This is a genomic window from Oxalobacteraceae bacterium OTU3CINTB1 (genome assembly GCA_024123955.1).
Taxonomy (GTDB): domain Bacteria; phylum Pseudomonadota; class Gammaproteobacteria; order Burkholderiales; family Burkholderiaceae_D; genus Rugamonas.
This window is the reverse complement of the sequence record CP099652.1, coordinates 1,953,428-1,979,287: the sequence shown is the minus strand read 5'-3', so window position 1 is coordinate 1,979,287 and position 25,860 is coordinate 1,953,428. Positions and strand designations below refer to the sequence as shown.

The following is a 25,860-nucleotide window of genomic DNA, read 5'->3' as shown; positions in this document are numbered from 1 at the left end:
TTTTGGTGTATGCTGGCGGTATGAACAAAGACACCGACATCCAACTGAGCGGCCCCTTCAAGGCCACCGACGGCTCCGGCCGTGCCCACGACGCCAAGGCGATCCGCATCTTCGACGAAGGCTACGGCGCGATCGACGTCTACGTCGATTTCGCCGCCTCGATCAACGGCTTGCACAAGGACAAATCGCTGATCGACGCGGTCGTCGCGCAGCTGCGCACGGTCGGCTACAAGGGACCGGCGCTGACGGCCGGCGATCCCGTGCTGCAAGAGAGCAAACTGCTGGTGCTCGAATCGCCCGACGAATTCAACACCTTCGCCGCCGGCAAGGGCTGGAAAGACCTGGCCGAGGAATTCGGCGACGACTGACTGGTTCAAGCCAGATAGCGACCGCTCCAGACGGCGATCAGGTCGGCCACGTAGACGGCGTCCTCGCGCCGGGTCAGCAGGTGGTCGGCGCTGTCGAGCGAGATAAAACTTTTCGGATGCCTGGCGGCCGTGAAAATATCGACGGCGTTGCTGATCGGCACCGTGTCGTCGCCGGGCGCGTGCATCACCATCAGGGCCCGCTTCAGGGCTGCGATCTTCACCTTCAAATTATGCTCGCCGGCGTCCTCGACGAATTGGCGCTTGATGCGGAACGGCCGCCCCGCCAGTTGCACCTGGGCCTCGCCGTCGCGCGCGATCGCGTCCAGGTGCGCGCTGAACAGGCCGGTCACATGCGACGGGTCGCTGGGCGCGGCCACGGTGACGACGGCGCTCACTTCCGGCATGCGGTCGGCGGCGGCCAGCACGGCCGCGCCGCCCAGGCTGTGGCCGATCAACAGGCGCGGCGCGGCGAAATTGTCGCGCAGGAAGTCGGCGGCGGCCACCAGGTCGGCCAGGTTGGACGAGAAATTGGTGTTGGCGAACTCGCCCTCGCTCGCGCCCAGGCCGGTGAAGTCAAAGCGCAGCACGGCGATGCCGTGGCCGGTCAGCGCCTGCGCGATGCGGCTGGCGGCGAACACGTCCTTGCCACACGTGAAGCAGTGGGCGAACAAGGCGTAGGCCTTGATGTCGGCCGCGTCGCCATCGGGCGCGTCGAGCCGCGCGGCCAGTTTGGCGCCGTCGGCGCCGGGGAATGCCTGTTTATGTGATCGCATAGGGGTTCCCTGGATGAGTTCCGCCAAGAATACATCAAACCCCGGCCGCCATGTCAGCCGAATAGCCCGTGCAAATACCAGCGCGTGACCGCCTCGGCGTCGTTGCCGCTGCGTTCCCGGTACAACCAGTAATGCGCGTGGTCGCGCCCCTCGGCCATGAAATAATCGCGGTTCTGCATCTCGGCCCACCAGCCCGCCTCGATGCGCTCGCCGGTCGACACGATCTTCAACGGCGAGCCGTAAAACGGCCGGTGCTCGCGCATCAGCAGGGCGATCGGCTTGGCCAGCAGCCACGCCGGACGCGGCAGGCTCGGCAGGTCCGGCGGCAACTGCGCGCGGGCGTCGGCCGGGCGTATCTTGTCGTGCACGCCGACCCAGGCGTTGGCGTGCTCGGGCCGGTAATCGGCGCGCGGCGCCGCCTGCAGCACGTTCTCCGGCCCCAGCCGCGCGGTCAGCAACTCGAGCAGGCGCTGCCAGTCCTCCTTGCTGCCGCCCGGCTCGGGAAACAGCGATTCGCTCGGCGGCGCCATCGGCCGCACCCGCGGCGCCTCCAGGCACAGGCCGATCACCGGCGCCTCGAGCACCTGCTTGGCCAGGCGCTCCTTGAGCAGGCGCACCAGATGCTCGTCGCGCCAGGTCGGCTCGGCCAGCACCACCTCGAGCGCCGTCGGCGGGCGCGCCACCCGGCCGCGCTCGTGCTCGAGCAACAGGACGATGCGCTCGACGGCGAACTGGTGCGCGCTGAGCCACCCGGTCAGCTGCAGCAGCAGCCGGTGCGCGCCGAACAGCAGCGCCTCGGCGTTCTCGACCCGGTCGAACAACTCGAGCTTGGCGCGGAAGCTGGCCGGCGCCGCCAGCCACTGGTGCATTTCGGGGCGCTCGCCGTGGGCGTCGTCGAGCATGTCGAGCAAGGCGCGCCCGCAGCGCCGCTGCAGGCCCGGACGCGGCAGCGCGCGCGCCTGGCCCACGGTCAGGCAGCCGATGCCCTCCAGCCAGGCCAGGTAGGGCCGCGCCGGCGGCAGCAGGCCCACCGGCAGGCGCGCCAGGCGCCGCGTCATCGACGCCACCGTCAGCGCGCGCCCGGCCTCGGCGCGCGCCAGCAGCCAGGCGCCGCGCGCGGTCGGCGCGCAAGCGATGACGGCGCTGAAACCGAGCGCGCGCAGGCTGGCGGCGATCTGCCGGCACAATGACCGCACGCCGCCGAACAGGCGCAGGCTGGCGCCCACGTCGAGCAACAGGGTCGCCTCCTCGGCCATGGCCAGTTGCGGCGTGAAGCGCAGCAGCGCCATCGCCACCGCCTGCAGCGCCTCGGCCTCCTGCTGCGGGGCGCGCTGCTGGAAGCGCGCGTGCGGCGCCAGCATCAGCGCGCCGCCGCGCCGCATGCCCGGCGCGACGCCGGCCGCGCGCGCCGACGCCGACATCGCCGCCACCCGCTCCTGCTCGAGCACGACGGTGCAGGTGTCGTCAGACCAGCGCGGGCAAAACACTTCGAGCGGCAGCCGGGGCAGGTGCAGGGCGATCCAGAGGCGCATGGCGTTGTAGCAAAGAAGGGGTCAAAGGTAAGAACAAGGGGGTGTCGCGCTGCGGCCCGCGCCGCTTGACGAAACCGATGTCGACACCGCCGGCGGCCGCCGTCAGCGACAGGCGCAGCGGCGCCGGCGAGGCGTCCTGCGCGGCCGCCAGCGGGCGCAGCATGCAAAACAGCGTGTCCGCGCTTTGCGCGGCCAGGTGCAGCCGGCGCAAGGTTTCGCCGCGCGCGTGGGTTTGCCACAGCAGCAGCGCGCCGCAACAGCCGCTGCGCAGCACCTGCTCGGCCGCCCACAAGGCGTCGCCGCCGCCTTTGCCCTGGGCGCCGCCGCCGCGTATCCAGATCAATTGCGACGGCTCGAGCCCCAGCGCGGCCAGGGCCAGCGCCTGCGGCGGGTGCGGCGGCTGCAGCAGCACGATGGGCCGCTTGCCCAGCGCCGCCAGCGCCGGGCGCAGCAGGCGCAACTCGCCGATGCCGTCCTGCTGCAGCAGCAAGTCGATCAGGGTGCCCAGCGGCCAGCCGCCGCCGGGCAACTGCGCCGACAAGGCGGCAAAGCCGGTGTCGACGCAGCGCGTGGCGCTGTGCGCCAGTTGCGACGCCCGCCACAGCGACGGATGGACGGTTTCCGGCGCGGCAATAAGGGTGGAAGGATTCATGATGTCACCAGCGCATTGTAGCGCAAATACTGTATAAATACACAGTACTATTTCAACCCCGTTTTGGCAAGGCCGAATTTGTATGGCGCGCGGCATGCTGTAACATGACGCCACGGAAACATCACCAGGACATTATTTTGCACACAATACAACTGGTCGGCGCGGTCATTTTCGGCCTCGCCCTGCTCCACACCTTCACCGCCAAATCCTTCGAGGTGCTCTCGCGCCGCCACCCGCGCCACGCCGGCCTGTTCCACCTGCTGGGCGAAGTGGAGGTCGTGTTCGGCTTCTGGGCCTTTATTTTGATCACTGCCATGGCCTTCCTCGACGGCCCCCAAGCCGCCGTCGACTACGCCGAAACGCGCCACTACACCGAGCCGCTGTTCGTCTTCACCGTGATGGTGGTGGCCGCCTCGCGCCCGGTGCTCGACATCGTCCGGCGCGTGCTGCGCACCCTGGCCCGGCTGCTGCCGATGTCGACCGACCTGGCGCTGGCCTGGTTCGGCCTGGCGCTGGTGCCGCTGACGGGCTCGCTGATCACCGAGCCGGCCGCGATGACCTTGGCGGCGCTGATGCTGGCGCCGCTCATTTTCCGCCAGGGCATGCCCGAATGGCTCAAGTACGCCGCCCTCGGCGTGCTGTTCGTCAACGTCTCGATCGGCGGCACGCTCACCGCCTACGCCGCGCCGCCGGTGCTGATGGTCGCCTCCACCTGGCAATGGGACAGCGCCCACATGGCGAGCCACTTCGGCTGGAAGGCGGCCGTCGCCGTCGCCTTCAACGCCAGCGTCGTCAGCTTGCTGCTGCGCCCGCACCTGCGCGCGCTGGCCGGCGCCGCCGGGCCGGGCCCGGACGGCGACGCCGTCGCCGTCGATACACCGTTGCCGGTGCCATGGCCGGTCACCCTGATCCACCTCGCCTTCCTGGCCGGCGTGGTGCTGCTCAGCCACCATCCGGTGCTGTTCCTCGGCCTGTTCATGCTGTTCCTCGGCTTCACGTCGGCCTACCAGCGCTACCAGAATCCTTTGATCATCAAGGAAGGCTTGCTGGTGGGCTTTTTCCTGGCCGGCCTGGTGGTGCTCGGCGGCATGCAGCAATGGTGGTTGCAGCCCATCGTCGAAAGCCTGTCGCCGGTGGCCTTGTTCTTCGGCGCGCTGGGCTTGACGGCGATCACCGACAACGCCGCGCTGACCTACCTCGGCTCGCTGATCGTGGGCATCTCCGAACAATCGCAATACATGCTGATGGCCGGCGCGGTGGCCGGCGGCGGCCTGACGGTGATCGCCAACGCACCCAATCCGGCCGGCGCCTCGCTGCTGCGGCGCGGCTTCAACGACGAATCGATCGGCGCCGTCGGCCTGCTGCTCGGCGCGCTGGGCCCGACCATCGTCGCGGCGGCCGCCTTCCTGCTGCTGTAAGCCGGAAGGTGCCGCGTGGCGGTACTTGTCAAAAAATGATGCCCGATTGGTAAAAATATCCTAGTATCTAACTGCAACCTTACTGCCCGTCAACTGTTAGCGATAGGATCGATGATGAGAACACCACCACTAGCCGCCCTGCTGCTGGGCGCCGCCGTCTGCCTGCCGTCGTCCGCCCAAGCGGCGGCGGCGCGGCCCACCGACAGCGCCTTCGCCACACCGCAGCTGCGGGTCGACCTCGGCGGGCGCAAGCTCAACCTGTACTGCAGCGGCGCCGGCAAAACCACCGTGCTGTTCGACAGCCCTTCGGGCGACGGCGGCTGGAGCTGGTTCAAGGTGCAACCGGAGGTCGCCAAGCACACCCGCGCCTGCGTGTACGACCGCGCCGGCTACGGCTTCAGCGACCCGGCCAGCCGGCCCAACACGTCGGACAACGCGGTCGAGGACCTGCACAAGGCGCTGGCCAAGGCTGGCGTCAAGCCACCCTATCTGCTGGTCGGCAACTCGCTGGGTGGCGGCAACGCCCAGGTCTACGCCTACCGCCATCCGGACGAGGTCAAAGGCCTGGTACTGGTCGAACCGCAAACCGAGGACGAGACCACGCGCCTGAACAAAGCCTCCGGCGGCATGATCGGCAAAGTCTACGACATGGTCAAACAGAATGATGACGACTGCCTGCGCGCGGCGGCCAAGGGATTCAAGGCCGGCGCCGAGGCGCTGGCCAACTGCATCGGCAATCCCGCCGACTACTACGGCCCGGTGATCGGCCCGCAAGTGCTCAAGACGATGAAGACGACAGCCTACTGGCGCACGCGGGTCGACGAATACAAGGCGATCCCGGCCAGCGACAACCAGCTGCGCGCGCTGCGCAAACCCTTCGGCGACCTGCCGCTGCTGGTGCTCACGCGCGGCGTCAGCCCGTACGCCATTCCGGACAAGCCGCAAAGCGCCATCAACAAGGCCATGGAGGACGAGAACGAAAAGATCCACAAGGAGCTCGCCGCGCTGTCGACCAAAGGCGCGCAACGCGTGGTGGCCGGCGCCGCGCACGGCATACAAGGCGACCAGCCGGCCGCCGTGACGGCCGCCGTGCTGGAGGTGCTCAAACAAATCGACTAGGCGCGTTTTATAAGGGGGTCAAGTCTGTCTTTCGGACACGAACACAACCACACGGCCGTTCAGCCCGTGTCCCAATGACAGACTTGACCCCGGGGTTAGGCGCGCTGGTGGCGGTTGAAAAACTGCATCATCATCTTGCTGGCGTCCGGGCCGGCTTTGGTGTTGTAGGCCAACGTGTCGTCGCCGCCACTCCAGGCGTGCTCGAGCTGCTCGATCTGCGCCACGCGCAATAGCAACTTTCTGCCGTCGTAGAAGTCGTCGATGCGGTGGGCGTTGTGGCGCCCGCCCCGCCCCTGCGACTTGAGCGTGGTCTTCGGTTGCGCGACGGCGCCGATGCGGTTGAACGCCTGGCTCTGGCGGACCAGTTGCGTCTGATTGATCGGGCGCACCACGCTGTCGCCCTCGCCCTGGATCAGGATCATCGGCATGCCGGGGAACTGCGGCTGGCGCATCAGCACTTCCCGCACCGCCATGTCCGCGCGCAGGCCGCCGCCGTGCTGCATGACGCCGAGCGCGCCCATCTGGCTGTGGCCGGCGCCGAACACGGGACCCGAATGCATGCCCACCGCCGCGAACAACCGCGGGTGGTTGAGCGCGACGATGTTGGCCATGCCGGCCCCCGCCGAGATCCCGGCGATGTAGACGCGCGAACGGTCGATCGCGTATTCCGTCATCACCTTGTTGACCATGCCGACGATCATCGGCACGTCGCCGCCCCCCTCCTGCGTGGCGCGGTCGTACCATTTCCAGCAGCGCTGCGCGTGCGCGCTGACCGACTGCTGCGGATAGAGCACGGCGTAGCCCATCTGCTCGGCCCACTGGTTCATGCGCGTGCCCTGCGCGAACTGGGTGGCGGTCTGCTGGCAGCCGTGCAGCATCACCACCAGCGGCAAGCCCTTGCGGATCGCCTGGGCGGGAATATTGTTGGGCAGGTACAGCCAGTACCCGAGGCGATGCGCGGGCGTGCCCACGCCGGCCGGCGTCGCGTAGTGCGAGGCCAGCCACTTGCCCGGCGCCGGCGGAGTGTGGGGAGCGGGCGTGGGCGGGTTGGCGGCGCGAACCGGACGTTTAACCCGCACCCCGGCATCCGGGACCGCGCGCGCCGCCGGTTTTGGGGTCGGACCCCGTACGGGGTCCGACCCCTTCTTGGCTGGGGGTTTGGCCACCTTGACGACCTTGGCCGCCGGCGCCCGCTTGCGCTTGGGCGCGGGCGGCGTGGCGGCCTTGAACAGCGCCGTCATCAATTTGTTGACGGACTTGCTCTGACGTGTGCCGGTACGCACCAGACTACGCAGCAAACCAGCGGCACTCTTCATCGGGTCGACCTCCTGTTGCCATAAAGTCTACCCCGAAAACTCCATCCGCCTGCGTTCGCCACCTCGCTTACGGACGATTGATGCGTCATCAACGCAACATCGACTCCCACACCTTCTGCAAGCGCTTGGCCGACACCGGCATCGGCGTGCGCAGCTCCTGGGCGAACAGCGACACGCGCAACTCCTCGAGCATCCAGCGGAATTCGACCATCTTCGGATCGGTGTTCTTGCCGGCCGATTTATCCTTGTTGGCGCGCTGGTACAACGCCGCCGCCGACTGCCATTCGGCCATCAGCTTGGCGTCTCGCGCGGGGTCGCCGCGCAGCTTTTCGATGCGCACGTTGATCGCCTTCAGATAGCGCGGGAAGTGCGCCAGCTGACTGTACTCGTTGTCCGACAGGAAGCGCTTGTTGACCAGCGCCTGCAACTGCGCCTGCATGTCGGCGGCGGCCGCCGCCGGCAGCCCCTGCAAGCGCTTGGGCAGGCCGTGGAATTCGGTCAGCACCTGCGACAGCAGGCGCGCGATCTCGTTCACCAGCAGCACCAGGCGCGACTTGCCCTCGTCCTTGCGCTTGGCGAAACTGGCGGCATCGAGCGGCAACGGATCTTGCAGGCAGGCGATATCGAGCGCCTTGTTGATGATCTGTTCGCGCAGCTCCTCCTGCGTGCCCATGCTCATGAACTGCATGCCCATTTGCTGCAGGCCGGGGATGCCCTTTTCGATGAACTTGATCTGGTCCTTCATCTGCAGCGCGAACAGCCGGCGCAGGCCGATCCGGTGGGTGCGCGCCGCCACCGTCGGATCGTCGAAGACCTCCAGGTCGCAGTGCGTGCCCTTGTCGACCAGCGCCGGGAAGCCGATCAAGGTCAGCTTGCCCTGGACGATCTCCAGCAGCTCCGGCAGCTCGCCGAAGGTCCAGCTGGTGAGGCCCGTCAAGGTGATGCCGCTGGCGGCGCTGGACGCCTCCTTGGCCTTATCGCTGCCCTTGCCCGGCGCCGACGCCGCTGCCGCGTTGCCGCCGGCCGCGCGCGAAAGCGCTACCGAAGGCGCAGCAGCGCCCCCGCTGCCCAGCGCCCGCATCGTCACTCCCTGCGTGCCCGACGTCTCGGCCATCTTCTGGAAGCTCTCGCGCGCCTGCGCGCCGAATTCGGCCTGCAGGGTGGCCAGGTTGCGGCCCATCTCCAGCTGGCGTCCGTGCTCGTCGATCACCTTGAAGTTCATGAAGTGATGGGCCGGCAAGGTCTCCGGCTTGAAGTCGGTGGTCAGCACCGAGATCGTGATTTGCGACCGGATGTCGGCGATGATCGCGTCGATCAAGTCGCCCCGGCCGAAGATGCCCGCCTCGTGCACCCGCTCGCAGAACCTGGCCGCGTAATCGGGCAGCGGCACGCAATGGCGGCGCAGCTTTTGCGGCAGGGATTTGAGCAGCAGGTGCACCTTCTCCTTCAACATGCCCGGCACCAGCCACTCGCAGCGCTCGCGCGGCAACTGGTTCAACGCGAACAGCGGCACGGCCATCGTCACGCCATCGCGCACGCTGCCAGGTTCGAAGTGGTAGGTCAGCGCCATTTCCAGTCCCGTCACCGACATCATCTTCGGGAACAGGTCCGTCGTCACGCCGGCCGCCTCGTGGCGCATCAATTCGTCGCGATTGAGGTACAGCAGTTTCGGCTCGGCCGCCGTGGCGTCCTTGTGCCACTTCTCGAAGCCGGCGCCGTTGACCACGTCGGCCGGTATCAGCTTGTCGTAGAAGGCGGCGATCAATTCATCGTCGACCAGCACGTCGAGGCGGCGCGACTTGTGCTCGAGGTTCTCGATCTCCTTGATCAACTTGTGGTTGTGGGCGAAGAACGGCGCGCGCGTGTCGTAGTCGCCGCCGACCAGCGCGTCGCGGATGAAGATCTCGCGCGCCTCGGCCGGATTGTGCAGCGCATAGTTGATGCGGCGCTGGCTGTACACCACCAGGCCATACAACGTGGCGCGCTCGGACGCGCTGACCTGCGCCCCGCGTTTTTCCCAGCGCGGCTCGCCCCACGATTTTTTCAGCAGGTGGCCGCCGACCTTCTCCAGCCACTCCGGCTCGATGCGGGCGACGCAACGCGCGTACAGGCGCGTGGTGTCGACCAGTTCCGCCGCCATGATCCACTTGCCCGGTTTCTTCAGCAGCGAGGAACCCGGCCAGATATTGAACTTGATGCCGCGCGCGCCCAGGTAGCCGGCGCCCGGTTCGTCCTCGCTCTTGAAGCCGATGTTGCCCAGCAGGCCGGTCAGCAGCGCCAGGTGCAGGTTTTCGTACGTGGCCGGCGCCTCGTTGATGCGCCAGCCCTGCTCCTTGACGATGGTCAGCAGCTGCGAATGCACGTCGCGCCACTCGCGCAGCCGCAGTTGCGACAGGAAGTTGGCGCGGCAGTTGTCCATCAGCTGGCGGTTGGTTTTTTTGTGCTCGATGGCGTTCTCGAACCACTGCCAGATCTTCAGGTAGCTGATGAACTCCGACTTCTCGTCGGCGAACTTCTTGTGCGCCTCGTCGGCCGCCTGCTGGTGCTCCATGGGGCGGTCGCGTGGGTCCTGCACCGACAGCGCGGAGGCGATGATCAGCACTTCGTTCAGGCTCGCGTTGTCCAGCGCGGCGAGGATCATGCGGCCCACCCTCGGGTCCAGCGGCAGCTTGGCGAGCTTGTTCCCCAGTGGCGTGAGCTGGTTGTATTCGTCGACCGCGCCCAGTTCCTGCAGCAGCTGGTAGCCGTCGGCGATGGCGCGCGCCAGCGGCGGCTCGATGAACGGGAAGGTCTCGACATCGGTCAGGTGCAGGGACTTCATGCGCAGGATGACGGCCGCCAGCGACGAGCGCAGGATCTCCGGCTCGGTGAACTTGGGCCGTTGCAGGAAGTCCTGCTCCTCGTACAGGCGGATGCAGACGCCGTCGGCGACGCGGCCGCAACGGCCGGCGCGCTGGTTGGCGGCCGACTGCGCGATCGGCTCGATCTGCAGCTGTTCGACCTTGTTGCGGTAGCTGTAGCGCTTCACGCGCGCCAGGCCGGCGTCGACCACGTAGCGGATGCCGGGCACCGTCAGCGAGGTTTCGGCGACGTTGGTGGCCAGCACGATGCGGCGCGCGTTGGTCAGCTTGAACACGCGCTCCTGCTCCTCGGCCGACAGGCGGGCGAACAGCGGCAGGATCTCAACGTGCGGCGGATGGTGCTTGCGCAGCGCCTCGGCGGCGTCGCGGATTTCGCGCTCGCCGGGCAGGAACACCAGCACGTCGCCGGAGCCGAGGCGGCACAGTTCATCGACGCCGTCGACCACCGCGTCCATCAGGTCGCGCTTTTCGCGGGCGGCGGCGGTGCGCTGGCCCTTGCCTTCGGCGTTGGCGACCGCGGGATTCTGGACATCGCTCTCGATCGGGCGGTAGCGCACCTCGACTTTATACAGGCGGCCGGAGACCTCGATCACCGGCGCCGGCATGTCCGGCGTGCCGAAATGGCGCGAGAAGCGCTCGGCGTCGATGGTCGCCGAGGTGATGATCACCTTGAGGTCCGGGCGGCGCGGCAGCAGCTGCTTCAGGTAGCCAAGCAGGAAGTCGATGTTCAGGCTACGTTCGTGCGCCTCGTCGATGATGATGGTGTCGTAGTTCTTCAGCAGCGGGTCGGTTTGCGTCTCGGCCAGCAGGATACCGTCGGTCATCAGCTTGACCGAAGCGCCCTTCATCAGAGTGTCGGCGAAGCGCACCTTGAAGCCGACCGTCTCGCCCAGCGGCGTGCCCAGTTCCTGGGCGATGCGCTTGGCGGTGGACGAGGCGGCGATGCGGCGCGGCTGCGTGTGGCCGATCAGCGCCTTCTGGCCGCGTCCCAGCTCCAGGCAGATTTTCGGCAGCTGGGTGGTCTTGCCGGAGCCGGTTTCGCCCGAGACGATGATCACCTGGTGCTTTTGCAGCGCCTCGGCGATTTCGTGGCGGCGGCCGGAGACCGGCAGGTCTTCCGGGAACGTAATCGGCGGCAGCGGGTTGCGGAACGCGCGCTCGGCGGCGCGGGCGGCCTGCTCCTCGGGTGTCAGACGGGGCTTGGGCTCCCGACGCGGCTGGGCGCGCGAACCGCCCTCGCCGTCGGGACGCGGCGCGCGCGCCTGCGGCGGACGACCACCCTGGCCCGGCTGGCCGCCCTGGCGGGCCTCTCCCTGCGGACGCGGTCCGCCCTGCCCTTGCCGGGCGCCGGGCGCTTGCGGGGTGCGGGACGGGTCGTTGCGGGGGCTGCGGGGCTGGCCAGGCGTGCGGTTGTCGGCGGTTTTCGGTTTATTGCTGGCTTCTGACATTGTTTTTTACAAGATTGGAGCGCGGAACTCGCGCACCGAATTATAATGCGGCTAATGGAAAACCCTACCCAATTCGTCCAATGGCTGCGTTCCGTCGCGCCCTACATCCACGCCTTCCGTGGCAAGACCTTCGTGGTCGCCTTCCCCGGTGAACTGGTCAGCGCCGGCGCGCTGCAGGTGCTGGCCCACGATTTGTCGCTGCTGCACGCGCTCGACATCAACGTCACCGTGGTCTACGGCTCGCGCCCGCAGGTAGCCGAACAACTGGCCCTGCGGAACGTCGAGGGCCGCTTCCACAACGGCGTGCGCATCACCGACACGGCCGCCATGGAGTGCGCCAAGGAGGCCGCCGGCGAGTTGCGCCTCGACATCGAGGCCGCCTTCAGCCAGGGCTTGCCGAACACGCCGATGTCGAACGCGGCCATCCGTATCATTTCCGGCAACTTCATCACCGCCCGCCCGCTCGGCGTCATCGACGGCGTCGACCTGGAACTGACCGGCGTCACCCGCAAGGTCGACGCCGAGACAATCCACTCGATCCTCGGCTCCGACGGCCTGGTGCTGCTGTCGCCGCTGGGCTTCTCGCCCACCGGCGAGGCGTTTAATCTCACCATGGAGGACGTCGCCTGCAGCGCCGCCATCGCGCTGCACGCCGACAAACTGGTGTTCATCACCGAGACCGACATGATGGTCGACGCCGCCGGCACCGAAATCCGCGAGCTGTCGTCGCACCAGGCCGAGGCCGTGCTGCAAGCGGGATTCCTGCCCGATTCGACCGCCTTTTACCTGAAACACTGCATCAAGGCCTGCGACAACGGCGTCGAACGCTCGCACATCGTGCCGTTCGCGATGGACGGCTCGGCGCTGCTCGAGCTGTTCACCCACGACGGCGTGGGCACCATGATTTCGCACGAGAACCTCGAATCGCTGCGCAAGGCCACAATTGAGGACGTCGGCGGGATTATCAAGCTGATCGAGCCGCTTGAGGCCGACGGCACGCTGGTCAAGCGCGGGCGCGAGCTGATCGAGCGCGAGATCGATTATTTCTCCGTCATCGAGCACGATGGCGTGATCTTCGGCTGCGCGGCGCTGTACCCGTTCCCGGAACAGAAAATGGCCGAAATGGCATGCCTGACCGTCAACCCCGAGGTCCAGGCCCAGGGCGATGGCGAGCGCATTTTGAAGCACATGGAAAACCGCGCGCGCGCCATCGGCGTGACCAAGTTGTTCGTGCTCACCACGCGCACCTCGCACTGGTTCCAGAAGCGCGGCTTCGTGCCGACCACGGTCGACTCGCTGCCGAAGGACCGCCAGCGCATGTATAACTGGCAGCGCAAATCCCAGGTCCTGATTAAATCTTTATAATCACGGTTTATCGAACCGTTTTAGGAGCAACACAGATGGCCCGCACCGTGCAATGCGTCAAACTCAACAAGGAAGCCGAAGGACTGGACTTCCCACCGTATCCGGGCGAACTGGGTAAGAAGATCTACGAGACGGTCTCCAAGGAAGCCTGGGCCGCCTGGCTCAAGCACCAGACCATGCTGGTCAACGAGAACCGCCTGAACCTGGCCGACCAGCGCGCGCGCAAGTACCTGGCGCAGCAGATGGAAAAGCATTTCTTCGGCGACGGCGCCGACGCGGCCATGGGCTACGTGCCGCCGACCGAGTAAATCTTAACAACCCCGAACCAGCGTTGTGGCCAGCGGCCGCCGCGGGTTTGGGGTCGTACCCAGTTGGGTACGACCCCGGTTTGGCCGGGGGTATGCCTCTTAAAACTTCAACGTCTTCACGCCTTCGGCGGTGCCCAGCAGGCACACATTGGCCCCGCGCGCGGCGAACAATCCCACCGCGATCACGCCGACGATCTGGTTGATCTGCGCTTCCAGCGCCACCGGATCGGTGATGGCCAGGCCGGCCACGTCGATCAGCATGCCGCCGTTGTCGGTGATGAAAGCCTCGTCCGTGCCCGGCTTCAGACGCAGCTTCGGCTCGCCGCCCAGCTTGGCCAGCTCGCGCGTGACCGACGCGCGCGCCATCGGCAGCACCTCGACCGGCAGCGCGAACTTGCCCATCACGTCGACCAGCTTGGAGCCGTCGGCGATGCACACAAAACGCTTGGCCACCGAGGCGACGATTTTTTCGCGCGTGAGCGCCGCGCCGCCGCCCTTGATCATCGCGCCGGTGTGGGTGATCTCGTCGGCGCCGTCGATGTAGACGGCGATCTCCGGCACGTCGTTCAAGTCGAACACGGCGATGCCGTGGCCGCGCAGGCGCGCCGCGGTGGCTTCCGACGACGCCACGGCGCCCTTGATGTCGGCCTTGATCTTCGCGAGCTCGTCAATGAAAAAATTGGCGGTGGAGCCGGTGCCCACGCCGATGATCTCGTTCTTGACCACGTAATCGATGGCGGCGCGCGCCACGGCTTGCTTCAGTTCGTCTTGAGTCATGATGCTATTTCTATCTAAAAGGGAAAACGGTGTGGCCGCAAAGTGACTGGATTGCGGCCGAATAGCCGCCATTTTAACGGATCGCCCCCGCCCGCCCCCGATTTCCGCTAAAAATTGCGCTTGAACAACATCGACCCGGACCCGGTGTCGCAGACTTGCACAACGGTGGCGCGGACGGTACGAACCTCGCCAGCGGCGCCGCCGATTGTGCGAAAATAAACCCAGCAGATCCCATTCAAACGCTCGTCCGGGGAGTTCCATGCCGCAAGCTAAAACAGTCTTGATCGTCGACGACAGCCGCGTCTCGCGCCTGATGGCCCGCCAGTACATCACCGGCCTGCATCCCGACTGGATCGTCGAGGAGGCCGGCACCGGCGAGGAATCGCTGGTCAAGTCCCGCGACGTGCACCCGGACCTGGTGCTGATGGACGTGAACATGCCCGGCATGGGCGGCATCGCCGCCGCCGAGCAGCTGCGGCGCGAAAATCCCGACCTGCCGATTTCGCTGCTGACGGCCAACGTGCAGACGGCCACGCGCGAGGCGGCCGAGGCGATCGGCGTCGGCTTCGTCGAAAAACCCATCACCGAGGCGCGCATCGCCCGCCTGCTCTCGCCGCTCGAAGAGGCCGGGCCATGATCGTGCTGTCCGAGCTGGAAAACGACGCCCTGATCGAGATCTTCAACATCGGCGTCGGCCAGGCGGCCGCCTCGATGAGCGCCATCGTCAACGAGGCGGTGCGCATGTCGGTGCCGTCGATCACCTTCGTCCACCGCGCCGACGCCGCGCGCCTGCTGCGCAACCGGGTGTTCGAGCCCGAGCGCATCTGCGGCGTGAGCCAGCACTACGAGGGCGCCTTCGAGACCGAGGCGATCCTGATGTTCCCCGAGGATAAAAGCCTCGAGATCGTGCGCCTGATGGTCGGCGAGAGCGTGCCGCTGGCCGAGCTGACCGACATGGAGCAGGAAGCCATGTGCGAGATCGGCAACATCATCCTGAACTCCTGCGTCGGCACGCTGGCCAACATCTTCCAGCACGAGCTGCGCGGCTCGCTGCCGGCCTACCACGTCGGCACCAGCGACGAAATCCTGACTGCCTCGGGCAGCGAGCCGGACGCCGTGGTGCTGATGCTGCACATCGACTTCGTGCTTGAAAAGCACCAGATCCAGGGCTACGTCGCGTTCGTGCTCGACCTGTCGGCCATGCACGACCTCAAGGCCCAGATCAACCAGTACATCGCGCGCGCGATGGGGCAGGCCTGAGCCGTGCGGGCGATGGACAGCACGCTGCCGGAGGCGCACCGGCTCAAGGTGCTGCGCAGCGTGCTCGGGGCGGTCAACCTGGGCGTGGTGGTGGTCGACGCCGAGGGCCGCGTGGTGCTGTGGAACGCCTGGATGAGCCGCCACTCGGGGCTGGCACAGGAAGGCATCGTCGGCGCCGAGCTGCTGGCGGCCTGCCCGGAGCTGCGCGGCGGCCGGGTCGACTCGGCGATCGGCCAGGCGCTGCGCGACAACTTCCCGTCGCTGCTGTCGCAAAGCCTGAATAAGGCGCCGTTCGCGCTGTACGCCAACGCGGCGGCGGCCGCGCGCGGCGAGCGCCTGCAGCAGGCGGTGGAAGTCACGCCGATCGAGGTCGAGGGCGCGCCGCGCCACTGCCTGGTGCAGATCAGCGACGTCAGCGTGGCCGTCGCGCGCGAAAAACTGCTGCGCGAGCAAACCATGGTGCTGCGCTCGCAAACCTTCGCCGACGGCCTGACCGGCATCGCCAACCGGCGCCACTTCGACGTGGCCATGGAAAAGGAGCACCGGCGCGCCAAACGTGGCGGCGCGGCGCTGTCGCTGCTGATGATTGACATCGACCATTTCAAGGCCTACAACGACCACTACGGCCACCAGAAGGGCGACCAATGCCTGATTCAGGTGGCCGCCGCGCTGGCGGCCATGCTCAAGCGCCCTTGCGACCTGATGGCGCGCTACGGCGGCGAGGAGTTCGCCGTCATCCTGCCCGAGCTCGACATCGGGCAGGCCGGCCAGATCGCCGAGACGATCCGCGCCCGCGCGCTGGAGCTGGCGATCCCGCACGAGCGCAACGGCGACGTGCCGTACGTCACGGTGAGCATCGGCGTGACGTCGCAGCGGCCGGAAGCGCCGGTCGACATCGAAGCGCTGATCGGCGCCGCCGACCGCGCGCTGTACGAAGCCAAGAACGCCGGCCGCAACCGCAGCGCCGCGCGCCTGCCATAGGCGCGCCGAAGCACGCGAATCGCCTCCGCCGCGCTCACACCCGGACTCAAACCCCGAGAGACCAAAGAGACACGTAGGGCGGATTAGGCGGCACGCCGTAATCCGCCAAGCGCCGCCTCCGGACAAAACGCAGGCGCGCACGCAGGCACCCCGCGCCAGGGGCGGCATGATGATGCGCGTCGAGTCGGGCACGGTGGCGGGCATCGCCAAAATTTATACGAAAGCGTGGCGAACGCGCCGCTTTGTCGCCAGCGTTCAATACACCGCCTCGGCGACGCCGCATAGTGGCACAATGCAGAACCATGGAGACAACCAATGATGGAACACACCTTACCCTTAGCAGCGCGTGAAATCGCCGACCTGCCCGGCCCGGCCCCGTGGCCGCTGGTGGGCAACCTGCCGCAAATCCGGCCGCTGCGCGTCCACCAGGATGTCGAAGCCTGGAGCCGCCAATACGGCCCGCTGTTCAAGATCCGCTTCGGCCGCACCGACATCGTGGTACTGGCCAGCCACGAGCTGGTCGGCGCCGCGCTGCGCGACCGGCCCGACGGCTTCCGCCGGCCCGCGATCACCAGCGACGTCGGCGAGGAAATGGGCGGACGCCCCGGCGTGTTCGTGTCCGAGGGCGCGAACTGGCGCGAACAGCGCCGCATGGTGATGGCCGCGTTGTCGCCGCACGCGGTCAAGGCCTACTTTCCGGCGCTGGTGGCGGTGGCGTTGCGGCTGCGCGAGCACTGGCGGCGCGCGGCGGCCGGCAACCACGCGATCGACCTGACCGACGACCTGAAACGCTTCAGCGTCGACATCATCGCCGGGCTGGCGTTCGGCACCGACGTCAACACCATCGACGGCGGCGAGGACGTCATCCAGCGCCACTTGGACATCATCCTGCCTGCCGTTGCGCGCCGCTCCATCGCACTGGTGCCGTACTGGCGCTACGTGCGCCTGCCGCAGGACCGGCAGCTCGACGCCAGCGTGGCCGCGCTCAACGACTCGATCGACGCGCTGATCGCCTCGGCGCGCGCGAAGCTCGTCGCCGAGCCGGCGCGGCGCGAGCGCCCCGCCCACTTGCTCGACGCGATGATCTGCGCGGCCGACGAAGGCGGCGGCATCGACGACCGCGTCATCGCCGGCAACGTCATGACGATGCTGCTGGCCGGCGAGGACACCACCAGCCACACGTTGGCTTGGATGCTGTATCTGTTGCAGAAAAATCCGGCGGCGCTGCGCAAGGCGCGCGAGGAAGTGGCGCGCGTGGCGCCCGATCCGGCGACGTTGACGATCGCGCAGATGGACGGCATGGATTACCTGGACGCCTGCGCGCAGGAGGCCATGCGCCTCAAGCCGGTGGCGCCGTTCATTCCGCTCGAAGCCTTGCGCGAGACCGTCATCGGCGACGTGCGCATCCCCAAGGGAGGATTGGTCTGGTGCGTGATGCGCAACGACAGCGTCGACGAGAAACATGTGCCGCGCGCCGACGCCTTCGAGCCGGAGCGCTGGCTGCGCAGCGGCGAGGGCGCGGTCGACAAGCACCTGTCGATGCCGTTCGGCGCCGGCGTGCGCACCTGCCCCGGACGCTACCTGGCGCTGCTGGAGATCAAGCTCGCCAGCGCCATGCTGCTGAGCAGCTTCGAGATCGCGTCGATCGACACGGTGGATGGCAAGGAGCCGGAGGAATTGATGGGGTTTACGATGTCGCCGATTGGATTACGCATGCGTCTCAGCGGGATCAATACAATCTAAACATCCTCGACATATCATTCCATGACAATCCAAGCTCATGGAGATACCGATGGGAAAGTTTGCCAATCACGTTTTTACGCGCGTAGAATTAACATATGCGCATCGTCGCTGAAACCAAAGTTTTCCGCCGCTACGCGGCGGAAATCTGGACCGATGCGGAACTATCGGAATTCATCTCATGGATCGCGAGAAATCCGACTGCCGGTGATGTGATACCTGGAAGTGGCGGGTGTCGCAAGGTGCGCTGGTCGATAAAAGGCCAAGGCAAACGCGGCAGCGCACGCGTCATTTATTTTTGTGCCTCCAACGACATCATCTGGTTACTGATCGTCTATACCAAAGCCAAATTGGGTACGTTGTCAGCAGCCTTTTTGTCCGAGCTGCGGAAAGGAATCGAAGATGTCATCTGAAAAAGACCAGTTTCAACGCGACCTGCTTGAATCTGTCAAACAAATGCGCGCTGGAGAGTCGGCGCGTGTCACTGCCGTCGACACAGCGGCAGCAACCGTTGAAATCTCATTGCGGCTGCCAGCGACGGTAATAGAGCGTTGGAAAGCGACCGGGCCTGACTGGCAGAGTCGCATGGCCAAGGTTTTAAACGATGCGCCAACCGGGTAGGATGCCGAGGAAAATCAGCAGCCTTTAGACTATTCGCGTGACAGCGCTGTTTCGCGGCGTCGCGTCCTCGTGGAACAGGTCAAACAGGTATTCGCACAACTGCTCGTCGGCGACGTCGTCGGGAACGATGAAGTCCGCCGGGCGGCGCTTGCCCTCCACGCCAAGTTCGAACGTGCGCCGCTCACCGGCTTCGCCGCATATCGCGATCAACCGCCCGAATACATTGAAGCGAAACTCCTTCATTTGCGCCCTCCCCTTTTGATAGAGAAGTATATACTCGAGCGTCGCCCAGTATGATTCAAAGGATAGTATGAAGATGTTGTCTCGCGTTGACGCGAACCTTGCAGAACAAATTAATAAGCAATTCCCCAACCTGAACGACATCTGGCAGCTCGGCGCCGATGGCGGCATGCAGCGCGTGGCCATCTCCGTGTTCGACCACTGGCTCGACGACGAATCCGAATGGCACCTGATGGCCTGTTTCGAAGGCGAGGAGCGCGAACGCAGGAACCAGAAAATGCTGGCCCACTGGGCCGCGCTGTACGACCTGACGCCGGTGTACACGTTGCGCTATCGCGGGCGCTGGCCCGCCAAGGCCAACACCGTAATCAAGCGCTACACCAACCGCGACGGCTTCCTGATCCAGTCGCGCTACGACAAACACCACCCGCCGTCCCAGTTCCTGATCATGCCGGAACTGGGCTGCATCTGCGCGGCCGGTTGGGACGACACCAACATCCTGTACTTCCACGATAAGGCGCAGGCCGCGCCGGTGCTGGAACTGGCAACTAAGGCCGGCCTGTTTGTCCTCGAGGGCGACGCGGCCTAAAATGACGCGGCGTCACGCCTTCCGATGCGCGGCGAACCCGGTTAGGCCCGGCGCTACGTCGTCGCGCAGCGTGAGTTGCGGGATGTCGTAATCGCCGTCATTCTGCGGACGGAAGGCGATTGGCGCGGTCGTCGCCAGCGTGTCGAGACGCCGTCCCAGCTCCTGACGGATGGTGTCGAAGCGCGTCTCGTCCACCTTGCTGGTGCGGTACACCACGAACGGCGGCAGAACCTCGAAGCCCGGGTAGTACAAAATGCCGTGCTGGATCGGGAAAAGGATGTCGTCGATCGGGCCGTTGATGCCGCGCGGGCTGTAGTGGGATTCCCAGCCGCCGGTGGTCACGACCAGCATCGCGCGCTTGCCCGCCAAGCTGCCCTCGCCATAGCGGTCGCCCCAACGCAGGTCCGAATGCTCGCCCACGCCGTAGGCGAAACCATGGGCGTAGACCCGCTCGACCCAGCCCTTTAAAATCGCCGGCATCGAGAACCACCACATCGGAAACTGCAGGATCACGGTATCGGCCCACATCAGCTTTTGCTGTTCGAGGGCGATGTCCGCGCTTTGCCGTCCGCTGTCGAAGGCGCGCTTGGAATCGAACGCGGCGTCGAAGCGTTCGGTCGCCGCGCCATCGAGGCTGTCGTTGGCGTCGAGCGCGGGTTTCCACTGCATCGCATACAGATCCGACACCTGCACGGCATGGCCGGCCGCTTCGAGACGTTCGACGGTGAAGTTTTTGATTGAGCCGTTCAGGGACAACGGCTCGGGATGGGCGTAGACGATAAGGACGTTCATGACGGTGGCTCCTGATGGAAAGCACACAGCGTAGGCCCGCCTCAGGTATATTGGAAATGAATTCCCAACATAGCAGGTATCAACAGGAATAATTTCGATGGATAGTTTACGGCGGCTCGACCTCAATCTGCTGGTGACGCTCGACGTCCTGCTCTCGGAGCACAACGTCACCCGCGCGGCACGGCGGCTCAATTTTTCGCAGCCATCGATCAGCGTTCATCTGGCTAAACTGCGCGACATCTTCGGCGATCCGCTGCTGCTGCCCGGACCGCGCGGCATGATGCCGACCGCCAGGGCCGAGGAGCTGCGCGAACCCTTGCGACAGGCACTGGAAGCGCTCGGCCGCGCGGTGTCGCCCGCGCAGCCCTTCGAACCGTCGAACGCGGATCAGACCTGGCGCGTAGCCGCGACCGACTACGGGGAATCGACAATCCTGCTGCCGGTACTTTCCGAGCTGCGCGCCCTGGCGCCGGGCACCCGGCTGGCGGTGCTGGAGATGAACCCGGCGCGCATCGCGCGACAAGCGGAGCAAGGAGAAATCGACCTCGCCTTCCACACCGTCGCAGGCTCGCCCCCGGGCATGCGACGCCGCACCTTGTTCGCCGAGCGCTATGTGCTGGCCGGCCGCGCCGATCATCCGCGCCTGAAGCGCAAGCCGACCCTGAAGCAGTTTTGCGCGCTGGAGCACGTGCTGGTATCGTCGGATGGCGGCGGCTTTCATGGCGTGACCGACGCGGCGCTGGCGCAAGTCGGCCTGTCGCGCCGTGTGGCGCTGTCGGTGCCGCACTTTCTGTTCATGGTGTCGGTACTGCAAAGCACGGACCTGGTGGCGATGCTGCCGGAACGGCTGGTGCGCGACAACGCGGCGCTCAAGGTAGTCGAGCCGCCGGTCGACATCCCCGGCTACGAAATGGCGATGCTATGGCACGAACGCTCGCACCGCGACCCCGCCCACCAATGGCTACGCGACCACATCCAGAAATCGGTTTAAGGATGCAACTCCGGTGCTAGGTCTACCATTTCCACACAAACGCAACCGCACAACGGGGGTCAAGTCTGACATTCGGACACGGCCCCTACCGTAGAGTGTCCTTAAGCTTGAGCTCGTGTCCGAATGACAGACTTGACCCCGACGGTAGGCTGTTTTGTGATTAAAGCGCCAAGGCCAAAAAAAAACCGCCCGGCTTGCACCGGACGGCTTCGACGCCTTGGCGTCGTTTCAGCGGGGTCAGGTATTAACGCAAACCGCTGGCCGCCTTGGCCAGGTCGGTGATGCGGCCCCAGTCGCCGGCGGCGATGGCGTCCTTCGGCGTCAACCACGAGCCGCCCACGCAGGCGACGTTTTTCAGCGCCAGGAACTGCGACGCCGTCTCCTGCGAAATGCCGCCCGTCGGGCAGAACGTCACATCCGGCAGCGGGCCGTTGATCGCGTTGAGCATGCCGATGCCGCCGGCCGGCACCGCCGGGAACAGCTTCAGTTGACGGAAGCCCTGCTCGCGCGCGGCCATCACTTCCGACGGCGTCATCACGCCAGGCAGCAGCGGCAGGCCGCTGCTCTTGGCGGCGGCGATCAGCGCGGCCGTCAACCCAGGCGAGACGCCGAACACCGCGCCGGCGTCACGCGCGGCGGCGAATTCTTCCGGCTGCGTCAACGTGCCGACGCCGACGATGGCGCCTTCCACTTCCGACATGGCGCGGATCGCGCCCAGGCCATGCTTGGTGCGCAAGGTCACTTCCAGCACGCGGATGCCGCCAGCCACCAGCGCGCGCGCCAACGGCACGGCGTGTTCAGGTTCGTCAATCGCGATCACCGGGATCACGGCCGAGGTACGCATAATATCCAGCAAAGTCATAGTCATGATTTACGCTTCTTTCTTCATCGAGAAATCTTCATCGGAACCCGGCACGGTATTACCGACCGGGTCTTTGTCATGCAGGCCGACGATCGTCGGAATCGGCGACGGCAGCGGGAACGTGGTCGCGCCCTTCTCCGCTTCGCACACGCTGTTGCGGAACATGGCGAACAACTCGCGGCCCATGCCAACGCCGTTCGGCGTCAGGTCGGCCGTGGCTTGTTCGCGCGCGGCCCAGACGCCCGGCTCCACCAGCGCTTCCAGGGTGCCGTTCTTGGCGCAGACGCGGATGATGTCGCCGTCGCGCACGCGGCCCAGCGGGCCACCGGCCAAAATTTCCGGCGAGACGTGGATCGCCGCCGGCACCTTGCCGGAAGCGCCCGACATGCGGCCGTCGGTCACCAGCGCCACATGGCGGCCGGCGTCCTGCAGGTTGGCCAGCGCCGGCGTCAGCGCGTGCAGTTCCGGCATGCCGTTGGCGCGCGGGCCCTGGAAGCGCAGCACGGCGACGAAGTCGCGATCGAGCTGGCCGGCCTTGTAGGCTTCCATGAAATCTTCCTGCGAGTTGAACACCAGCGCCGGCGCTTCCACCGTCTGATGTTCCGGCTTGACGGCCGACACCTTCATCACCGCGCGGCCCAGGTTCCCCTTGACCAGCACCGTGCCGCCGTCCGGCGAGAACGGCGCGGTGATTTTGCGCAGCACCGCTTCGTCGCCCGATTCGGCCGGCGCGTCGCGCCAGACCACGCCCTGGCCGGCTTCGCCCAGGAACGGTTCGGTGCAATGCGCGCGCAGGCCCTTGCCCAGGATGGTGGTGACGTCTTCGTGCAGCAGGCCGCCGTTGAGCAGTTCGCGGATGACGAAGCCGGTGCCGCCGGCGGCGTGGAAGTGGTTCACGTCGGCGTTGCCGTTCGGGTAGATGCGCGTCAGCAGCGGCACCACTTTCGACAGCTCGTCGAAGTCGTCCCAGTCGATGACGATACCGGCCGCCTTGGCGATGGCCACCAGGTGCAAGGTGTGGTTGGTCGAGCCGCCGGTGGTCAGCAGCGCGACGATGGCGTTGACGATGGACTTCTCGTCGACCACGTGGCCGACCGGCAGGTACTCGCTCGATTGCGCCGTGATGACGGCCGCGCGGCGGGCGGCGGCCTTGGTCAGTTCGTCGCGCAGCGGCGTGTTCGGAGTGATGAAGGCGGCGCCAGGCAGGTGCAGGCCCATGACTTCCATCAGCATCTGGTTGCTGTTGGCGGTGCCGTAGAAGGTACAGGTGCCGGCGCCGTGGTAGGACTGCGATTCGCCTTCGAGCAGCTCGGCGCGGCCGACTTTGCCCTGCGCGTACAGCTGGCGGATCTTGGCTTTCTCAGAGTTCGACAGGCCGGTCGTCATCGGGCCGGCCGGCACGAACACGGCCGGCAGGTGGCCGAAGTGCAGCGCGCCGATCAGCAGGCCCGGCACGATCTTGTCGCACACGCCCAGGTAGACGGCCGAGTCGAACATATTGTGCGACAACGCGATGGCGGTCGCCATGGCGATGGCGTCGCGCGAAAACAGCGACAGCTCCATGCCCGGCTGGCCCTGCGTGACGCCGTCGCACATGGCGGGCGTGCCGCCGGCGAATTGCGCCACCGCGCCCACTTCGCGCACGGCGTCCTTGATCAGCGCCGGGAAGCCTTCGAACGGCTGGTGCGCCGACAGCATGTCGTTGTAGGCCGAGACGATCGCCACCGATGGCTTTTTCAATTCTTTCAACGACAGCTTGTCGTTGGCCGGGAAGGCGGCGAAGCCGTGCGCCAGGTTCGTGCACGCCAGGGTGCCGCGTTGCACGCCTTTCACGCGCGCCGCCTCCAGGTGCGCCAGATACGCGCCGCGCGAAGGTTTGCTACGCTCGATGATGCGAGCGGTGACAGTTTCCAAGACCGGATGCAACGCCATGATTGTTCCTTATGAATGAATTCCGTGAAATTTTACTACAAAATCTCAAAACCGACTGTTTTTTCTCGTGTTTAAGCACACACACGCTGGCAAACGCTGGCGACTGGCCGGCACCGGAAAAGCATCCTGTCATGCAGGAAAAACTACCTCCAGAGCGATAAAAATTCTATTCTTTCAACAGTGTCGTAGTGAATTTACCGGGTTTTCCTGTATTATTCAGGCCATCCCCTCCTACCCATCAGACGAAGACGCCCGACTATTATGCGCCAGCCCGCCCTGACCACCCTCGCCAGCTTCAAAGCCCTCGAATCGCACGCCACCGACGCCAAACACTGGCAATTGCGCCAACTGTTCGCGCACGACGCCAAGCGATTCCCGACCTTGACGGTCGACGCGGCCGGCCTGTTTCTCGACTATTCCAAGAACCGCCTGACCAGCACCACCATCGATTTATTGCTGGACCTGGCACGCGAGCGCGGCGTCGAAGCGAAACGCGACGCCATGTTCAATGGCGAGAAGATCAATATTACAGAACATCGCGCCGTGCTGCATACCGCATTGAGATTGCCGCGCGGGAAGAGTTTAACGGTCGACGGCCAGGATATTGGCGCCGACGTCCACGCGGTGCTCGACCACGTCAAGGAATTCACCGACCAGGTCCGCTCCGGCGCCTGGCTCGGCCACACCGGCAAGCCGATCACCGACGTCGTCAACATCGGCATCGGCGGCTCGGACCTGGGCCCGAAAATGGCCGTACTGGCGCTGCGCTCTTACGCCCATCCGCGCCTGAAGATGCACTTCGTCTCCAACGTCGACGGCCACGACATGGACGCCGCGCTGGCCCTGGTCGATCCCGAGACCACCTTGTTCATCATCGCTTCCAAGACCTTCGTCACCGCCGAGACCATGCTCAACGCCGGCACCGCCCGCACCTGGTTCCTCAAAACGGCCAAGGAGGAAGACCTGGCGCGCCACTTCGTCGCCGTCTCCACCAACACCGAGGCGGTCAAGGCCTTCGGCATCGACCCTGCCAACATGTTCCCGTTCTGGGACTGGGTCGGCGGCCGTTATTCGGTCTGGTCGGCGATCGGCCTGGCCGTCGCGCTGGCGGTCGGCTACGGTTACTTCAGCGACTTCCTGGCCGGCGCCCACGCCATGGACGAGCACTTCCGCACCGCCCCGCTGGCGCAAAACATGCCGGTGCTGCTGGCCATGGTCGGCTTCTGGAACCGCCAGTTCCTCGGCGCCGGCTCGCTATCGATCGCGCCCTACCACCAGGATCTGAACCGCTTCCCGGCCTACCTGCAGCAGCTCGACATGGAAAGCAACGGCAAGCGCGTCACCCGCGACGGCGCCGAAGTCGATACGCCCACCTGCCCGGTGGTCTGGGGCGAATGCGGCACCAACGCGCAACACGCCTACTTCCAGCTGCTGCACCAGGGCACCGACGTCACGCCGATTGACTTCATCGCTACCTTGCGCGCCACGCACGACCTGCCGGGCCACCACGACTCGCTGCTGGCCAACTGCTTCGCCCAGTCGGAAGCCTTCATGACGGGCAAAACCGCCGACGAAGTACGCGCCGACCTGACCGCGCAGAAATTGCCGGCCGAGGAAATCGAAGCGCTGGTGCCGCACAAGACCTTCCCCGGCAACCGCCCGTCCAACACCATCCTGATGGACCAGCTGACGCCAACCACCCTGGGCGCGCTGATCGCGCTGTACGAACATAAAACCTTCGTCCAAGGCGTGCTGTGGGACGTCAACAGCTTCGACCAGTGGGGTGTGGAGCTGGGCAAAGTGCTGGCCAAGAACATCCACGCCGAACTGACGGGCGAAGTCCAGCCGGACCGCCACGACAGCTCGACCAATGGCCTGATCGTCATGGCCAAAGCGGCCCAGCACATTTAATCCA

General features: G+C 66.0%; 25 protein-coding genes. 15 read left to right on the top strand and 10 right to left on the bottom strand.

From position 1 onward, the window contains the following. The first annotated feature begins 20 nt into the window (after positions 1–20). Positions 21–368, top strand: coding sequence for a hypothetical protein (locus NHH73_08580; GenBank protein ID USX28323.1), 348 nt, complete (start codon positions 21–23; stop codon positions 366–368). A gap of 5 nt (positions 369–373) precedes the next feature. Here the strand turns inward: NHH73_08580 and NHH73_08575 are convergent, their stop codons facing one another. The 3 genes from NHH73_08575 to imuA are packed head-to-tail and all read right to left on the bottom strand — an operon-like array spanning position 374 to position 3,325. Continuing rightward, positions 374–1,141, bottom strand: coding sequence for an alpha/beta fold hydrolase (locus NHH73_08575; GenBank protein ID USX28322.1), 768 nt, complete (start codon positions 1,139–1,141; stop codon positions 374–376). Between the two features lie 53 nt (positions 1,142–1,194). Then, positions 1,195–2,673: a DNA polymerase Y family protein gene (locus tag NHH73_08570; protein USX28321.1), complete on the bottom strand. Its 1,479-nt coding sequence runs from the start codon at positions 2,671–2,673 to the stop codon at positions 1,195–1,197. After that, entirely contained in the window at positions 2,606–3,325 is a 720-nt protein-coding gene (imuA, locus tag NHH73_08565) for a translesion DNA synthesis-associated protein ImuA (GenBank protein USX28320.1), read from the bottom strand. The genes NHH73_08570 and imuA overlap by 68 nt, the downstream gene beginning before the upstream one ends. A 137-nt stretch (positions 3,326–3,462) precedes the next feature. Here imuA and NHH73_08560 point away from each other — a divergent pair, with 137 nt between their 5' ends. After that, positions 3,463–4,743 carry a putative Na+/H+ antiporter gene (locus NHH73_08560; protein ID USX28319.1) on the top strand — a complete coding sequence of 427 codons (1,281 nt, stop codon included), beginning with the start codon at positions 3,463–3,465 and terminating at the stop codon, positions 4,741–4,743. A gap of 114 nt (positions 4,744–4,857) precedes the next feature. Then, complete coding sequence (locus NHH73_08555) at positions 4,858–5,862, top strand: alpha/beta hydrolase (GenBank protein ID USX28318.1); 1,005 nt, start codon at positions 4,858–4,860, stop codon at positions 5,860–5,862. A 95-nt stretch (positions 5,863–5,957) separates the two neighbouring features. Here NHH73_08555 and NHH73_08550 read toward each other — a convergent pair whose 3' ends face one another. Next, on the bottom strand, positions 5,958–7,178 hold the full coding sequence (locus NHH73_08550; GenBank protein ID USX28317.1) for a PHB depolymerase family esterase: 1,221 nt from the start codon (positions 7,176–7,178) through the stop codon (positions 5,958–5,960). 88 nt (positions 7,179–7,266) lie between these two features. Continuing rightward, positions 7,267–11,487 (bottom strand): ATP-dependent RNA helicase HrpA, encoded by a 4,221-nt coding sequence (hrpA, locus tag NHH73_08545; protein USX28316.1) that lies wholly within the window; start codon positions 11,485–11,487, stop codon positions 7,267–7,269. 54 nt (positions 11,488–11,541) lie between these two features. Here hrpA and argA point away from each other — a divergent pair, with 54 nt between their 5' ends. Together argA and NHH73_08535 are read left to right on the top strand one after the other, a co-directional pair. Further along, the gene (gene argA, locus NHH73_08540) at positions 11,542–12,852 is read left to right on the top strand and encodes an amino-acid N-acetyltransferase (protein USX28315.1); all 1,311 of its coding nucleotides are present in this window, start codon (positions 11,542–11,544) and stop codon (positions 12,850–12,852) included. 35 nt (positions 12,853–12,887) lie between these two features. Next, positions 12,888–13,160, top strand: coding sequence for an oxidative damage protection protein (locus NHH73_08535; GenBank protein USX28314.1), 273 nt, complete (start codon positions 12,888–12,890; stop codon positions 13,158–13,160). A gap of 99 nt (positions 13,161–13,259) precedes the next feature. Here NHH73_08535 and rpiA read toward each other — a convergent pair whose 3' ends face one another. After that, positions 13,260–13,937: a ribose-5-phosphate isomerase RpiA gene (gene rpiA / locus NHH73_08530; GenBank protein USX28313.1), complete on the bottom strand. Its 678-nt coding sequence runs from the start codon at positions 13,935–13,937 to the stop codon at positions 13,260–13,262. 259 nt (positions 13,938–14,196) lie between these two features. On the opposite strand from rpiA, the gene NHH73_08525 reads away from it, so the two are divergent. The 7 genes from NHH73_08525 to NHH73_08495 all read left to right on the top strand — a co-directional run bounded on the left by NHH73_08525 (position 14,197) and on the right by NHH73_08495 (position 18,539). Continuing rightward, complete coding sequence (locus NHH73_08525; protein ID USX28312.1) at positions 14,197–14,574, top strand: response regulator; 378 nt, start codon at positions 14,197–14,199, stop codon at positions 14,572–14,574. Next, on the top strand, positions 14,571–15,197 hold the full coding sequence (locus tag NHH73_08520) for a chemotaxis protein CheC (GenBank protein USX28311.1): 627 nt from the start codon (positions 14,571–14,573) through the stop codon (positions 15,195–15,197). Before NHH73_08525 ends, NHH73_08520 begins: the two co-directional genes overlap by 4 nt. Positions 15,198–15,209: 12 nt before the next feature. Further along, positions 15,210–16,178, top strand: a complete 969-nt coding sequence (locus NHH73_08515; GenBank protein ID USX28310.1) for a GGDEF domain-containing protein — start codon at positions 15,210–15,212, stop codon at positions 16,176–16,178. A gap of 166 nt (positions 16,179–16,344) precedes the next feature. Beyond that, positions 16,345–16,497: a hypothetical protein gene (locus NHH73_08510; GenBank protein USX28309.1), complete on the top strand. Its 153-nt coding sequence runs from the start codon at positions 16,345–16,347 to the stop codon at positions 16,495–16,497. Further along, on the top strand, positions 16,497–17,921 hold the full coding sequence (locus NHH73_08505) for a cytochrome P450 (protein USX29587.1): 1,425 nt from the start codon (positions 16,497–16,499) through the stop codon (positions 17,919–17,921). Before NHH73_08510 ends, NHH73_08505 begins: the two co-directional genes overlap by 1 nt. 95 nt (positions 17,922–18,016) lie before the next feature. Continuing rightward, positions 18,017–18,331 carry a type II toxin-antitoxin system RelE/ParE family toxin gene (locus NHH73_08500; protein ID USX28308.1) on the top strand — a complete coding sequence of 105 codons (315 nt, stop codon included), beginning with the start codon at positions 18,017–18,019 and terminating at the stop codon, positions 18,329–18,331. Next, positions 18,321–18,539, top strand: a complete 219-nt coding sequence (locus NHH73_08495) for a BrnA antitoxin family protein (GenBank protein ID USX28307.1) — start codon at positions 18,321–18,323, stop codon at positions 18,537–18,539. The genes NHH73_08500 and NHH73_08495 overlap by 11 nt, the downstream gene beginning before the upstream one ends. Positions 18,540–18,563: 24 nt before the next feature. Here the strand turns inward: NHH73_08495 and NHH73_08490 are convergent, their stop codons facing one another. Next, on the bottom strand, positions 18,564–18,782 hold the full coding sequence (locus tag NHH73_08490; GenBank protein USX28306.1) for a hypothetical protein: 219 nt from the start codon (positions 18,780–18,782) through the stop codon (positions 18,564–18,566). Positions 18,783–18,855: 73 nt separating this feature from the next. Between NHH73_08490 and NHH73_08485 the strand changes: the two genes are divergently transcribed. Then, entirely contained in the window at positions 18,856–19,368 is a 513-nt protein-coding gene (locus NHH73_08485) for a hypothetical protein (protein USX28305.1), read from the top strand. Positions 19,369–19,380: 12 nt separating this feature from the next. On the opposite strand, the gene NHH73_08480 is transcribed toward NHH73_08485, so the two are convergent. Next, positions 19,381–20,160, bottom strand: coding sequence for an NAD(P)H-dependent oxidoreductase (locus tag NHH73_08480; GenBank protein USX28304.1), 780 nt, complete (start codon positions 20,158–20,160; stop codon positions 19,381–19,383). A gap of 97 nt (positions 20,161–20,257) precedes the next feature. Here NHH73_08480 and NHH73_08475 point away from each other — a divergent pair, with 97 nt between their 5' ends. After that, complete coding sequence (locus NHH73_08475; GenBank protein ID USX28303.1) at positions 20,258–21,151, top strand: LysR family transcriptional regulator; 894 nt, start codon at positions 20,258–20,260, stop codon at positions 21,149–21,151. Positions 21,152–21,395: 244 nt separating this feature from the next. On the opposite strand, the gene eda is transcribed toward NHH73_08475, so the two are convergent. Further along, complete coding sequence (gene eda, locus NHH73_08470; GenBank protein USX28302.1) at positions 21,396–22,019, bottom strand: bifunctional 4-hydroxy-2-oxoglutarate aldolase/2-dehydro-3-deoxy-phosphogluconate aldolase; 624 nt, start codon at positions 22,017–22,019, stop codon at positions 21,396–21,398. Positions 22,020–22,022: 3 nt separating this feature from the next. Further along, complete coding sequence (gene edd / locus NHH73_08465; protein ID USX28301.1) at positions 22,023–23,945, bottom strand: phosphogluconate dehydratase; 1,923 nt, start codon at positions 23,943–23,945, stop codon at positions 22,023–22,025. 261 nt (positions 23,946–24,206) lie between these two features. On the opposite strand from edd, the gene pgi reads away from it, so the two are divergent. Further along, positions 24,207–25,856, top strand: coding sequence for a glucose-6-phosphate isomerase (pgi, locus tag NHH73_08460; protein USX28300.1), 1,650 nt, complete (start codon positions 24,207–24,209; stop codon positions 25,854–25,856). Positions 25,857–25,860: the final 4 nt, after the last annotated feature.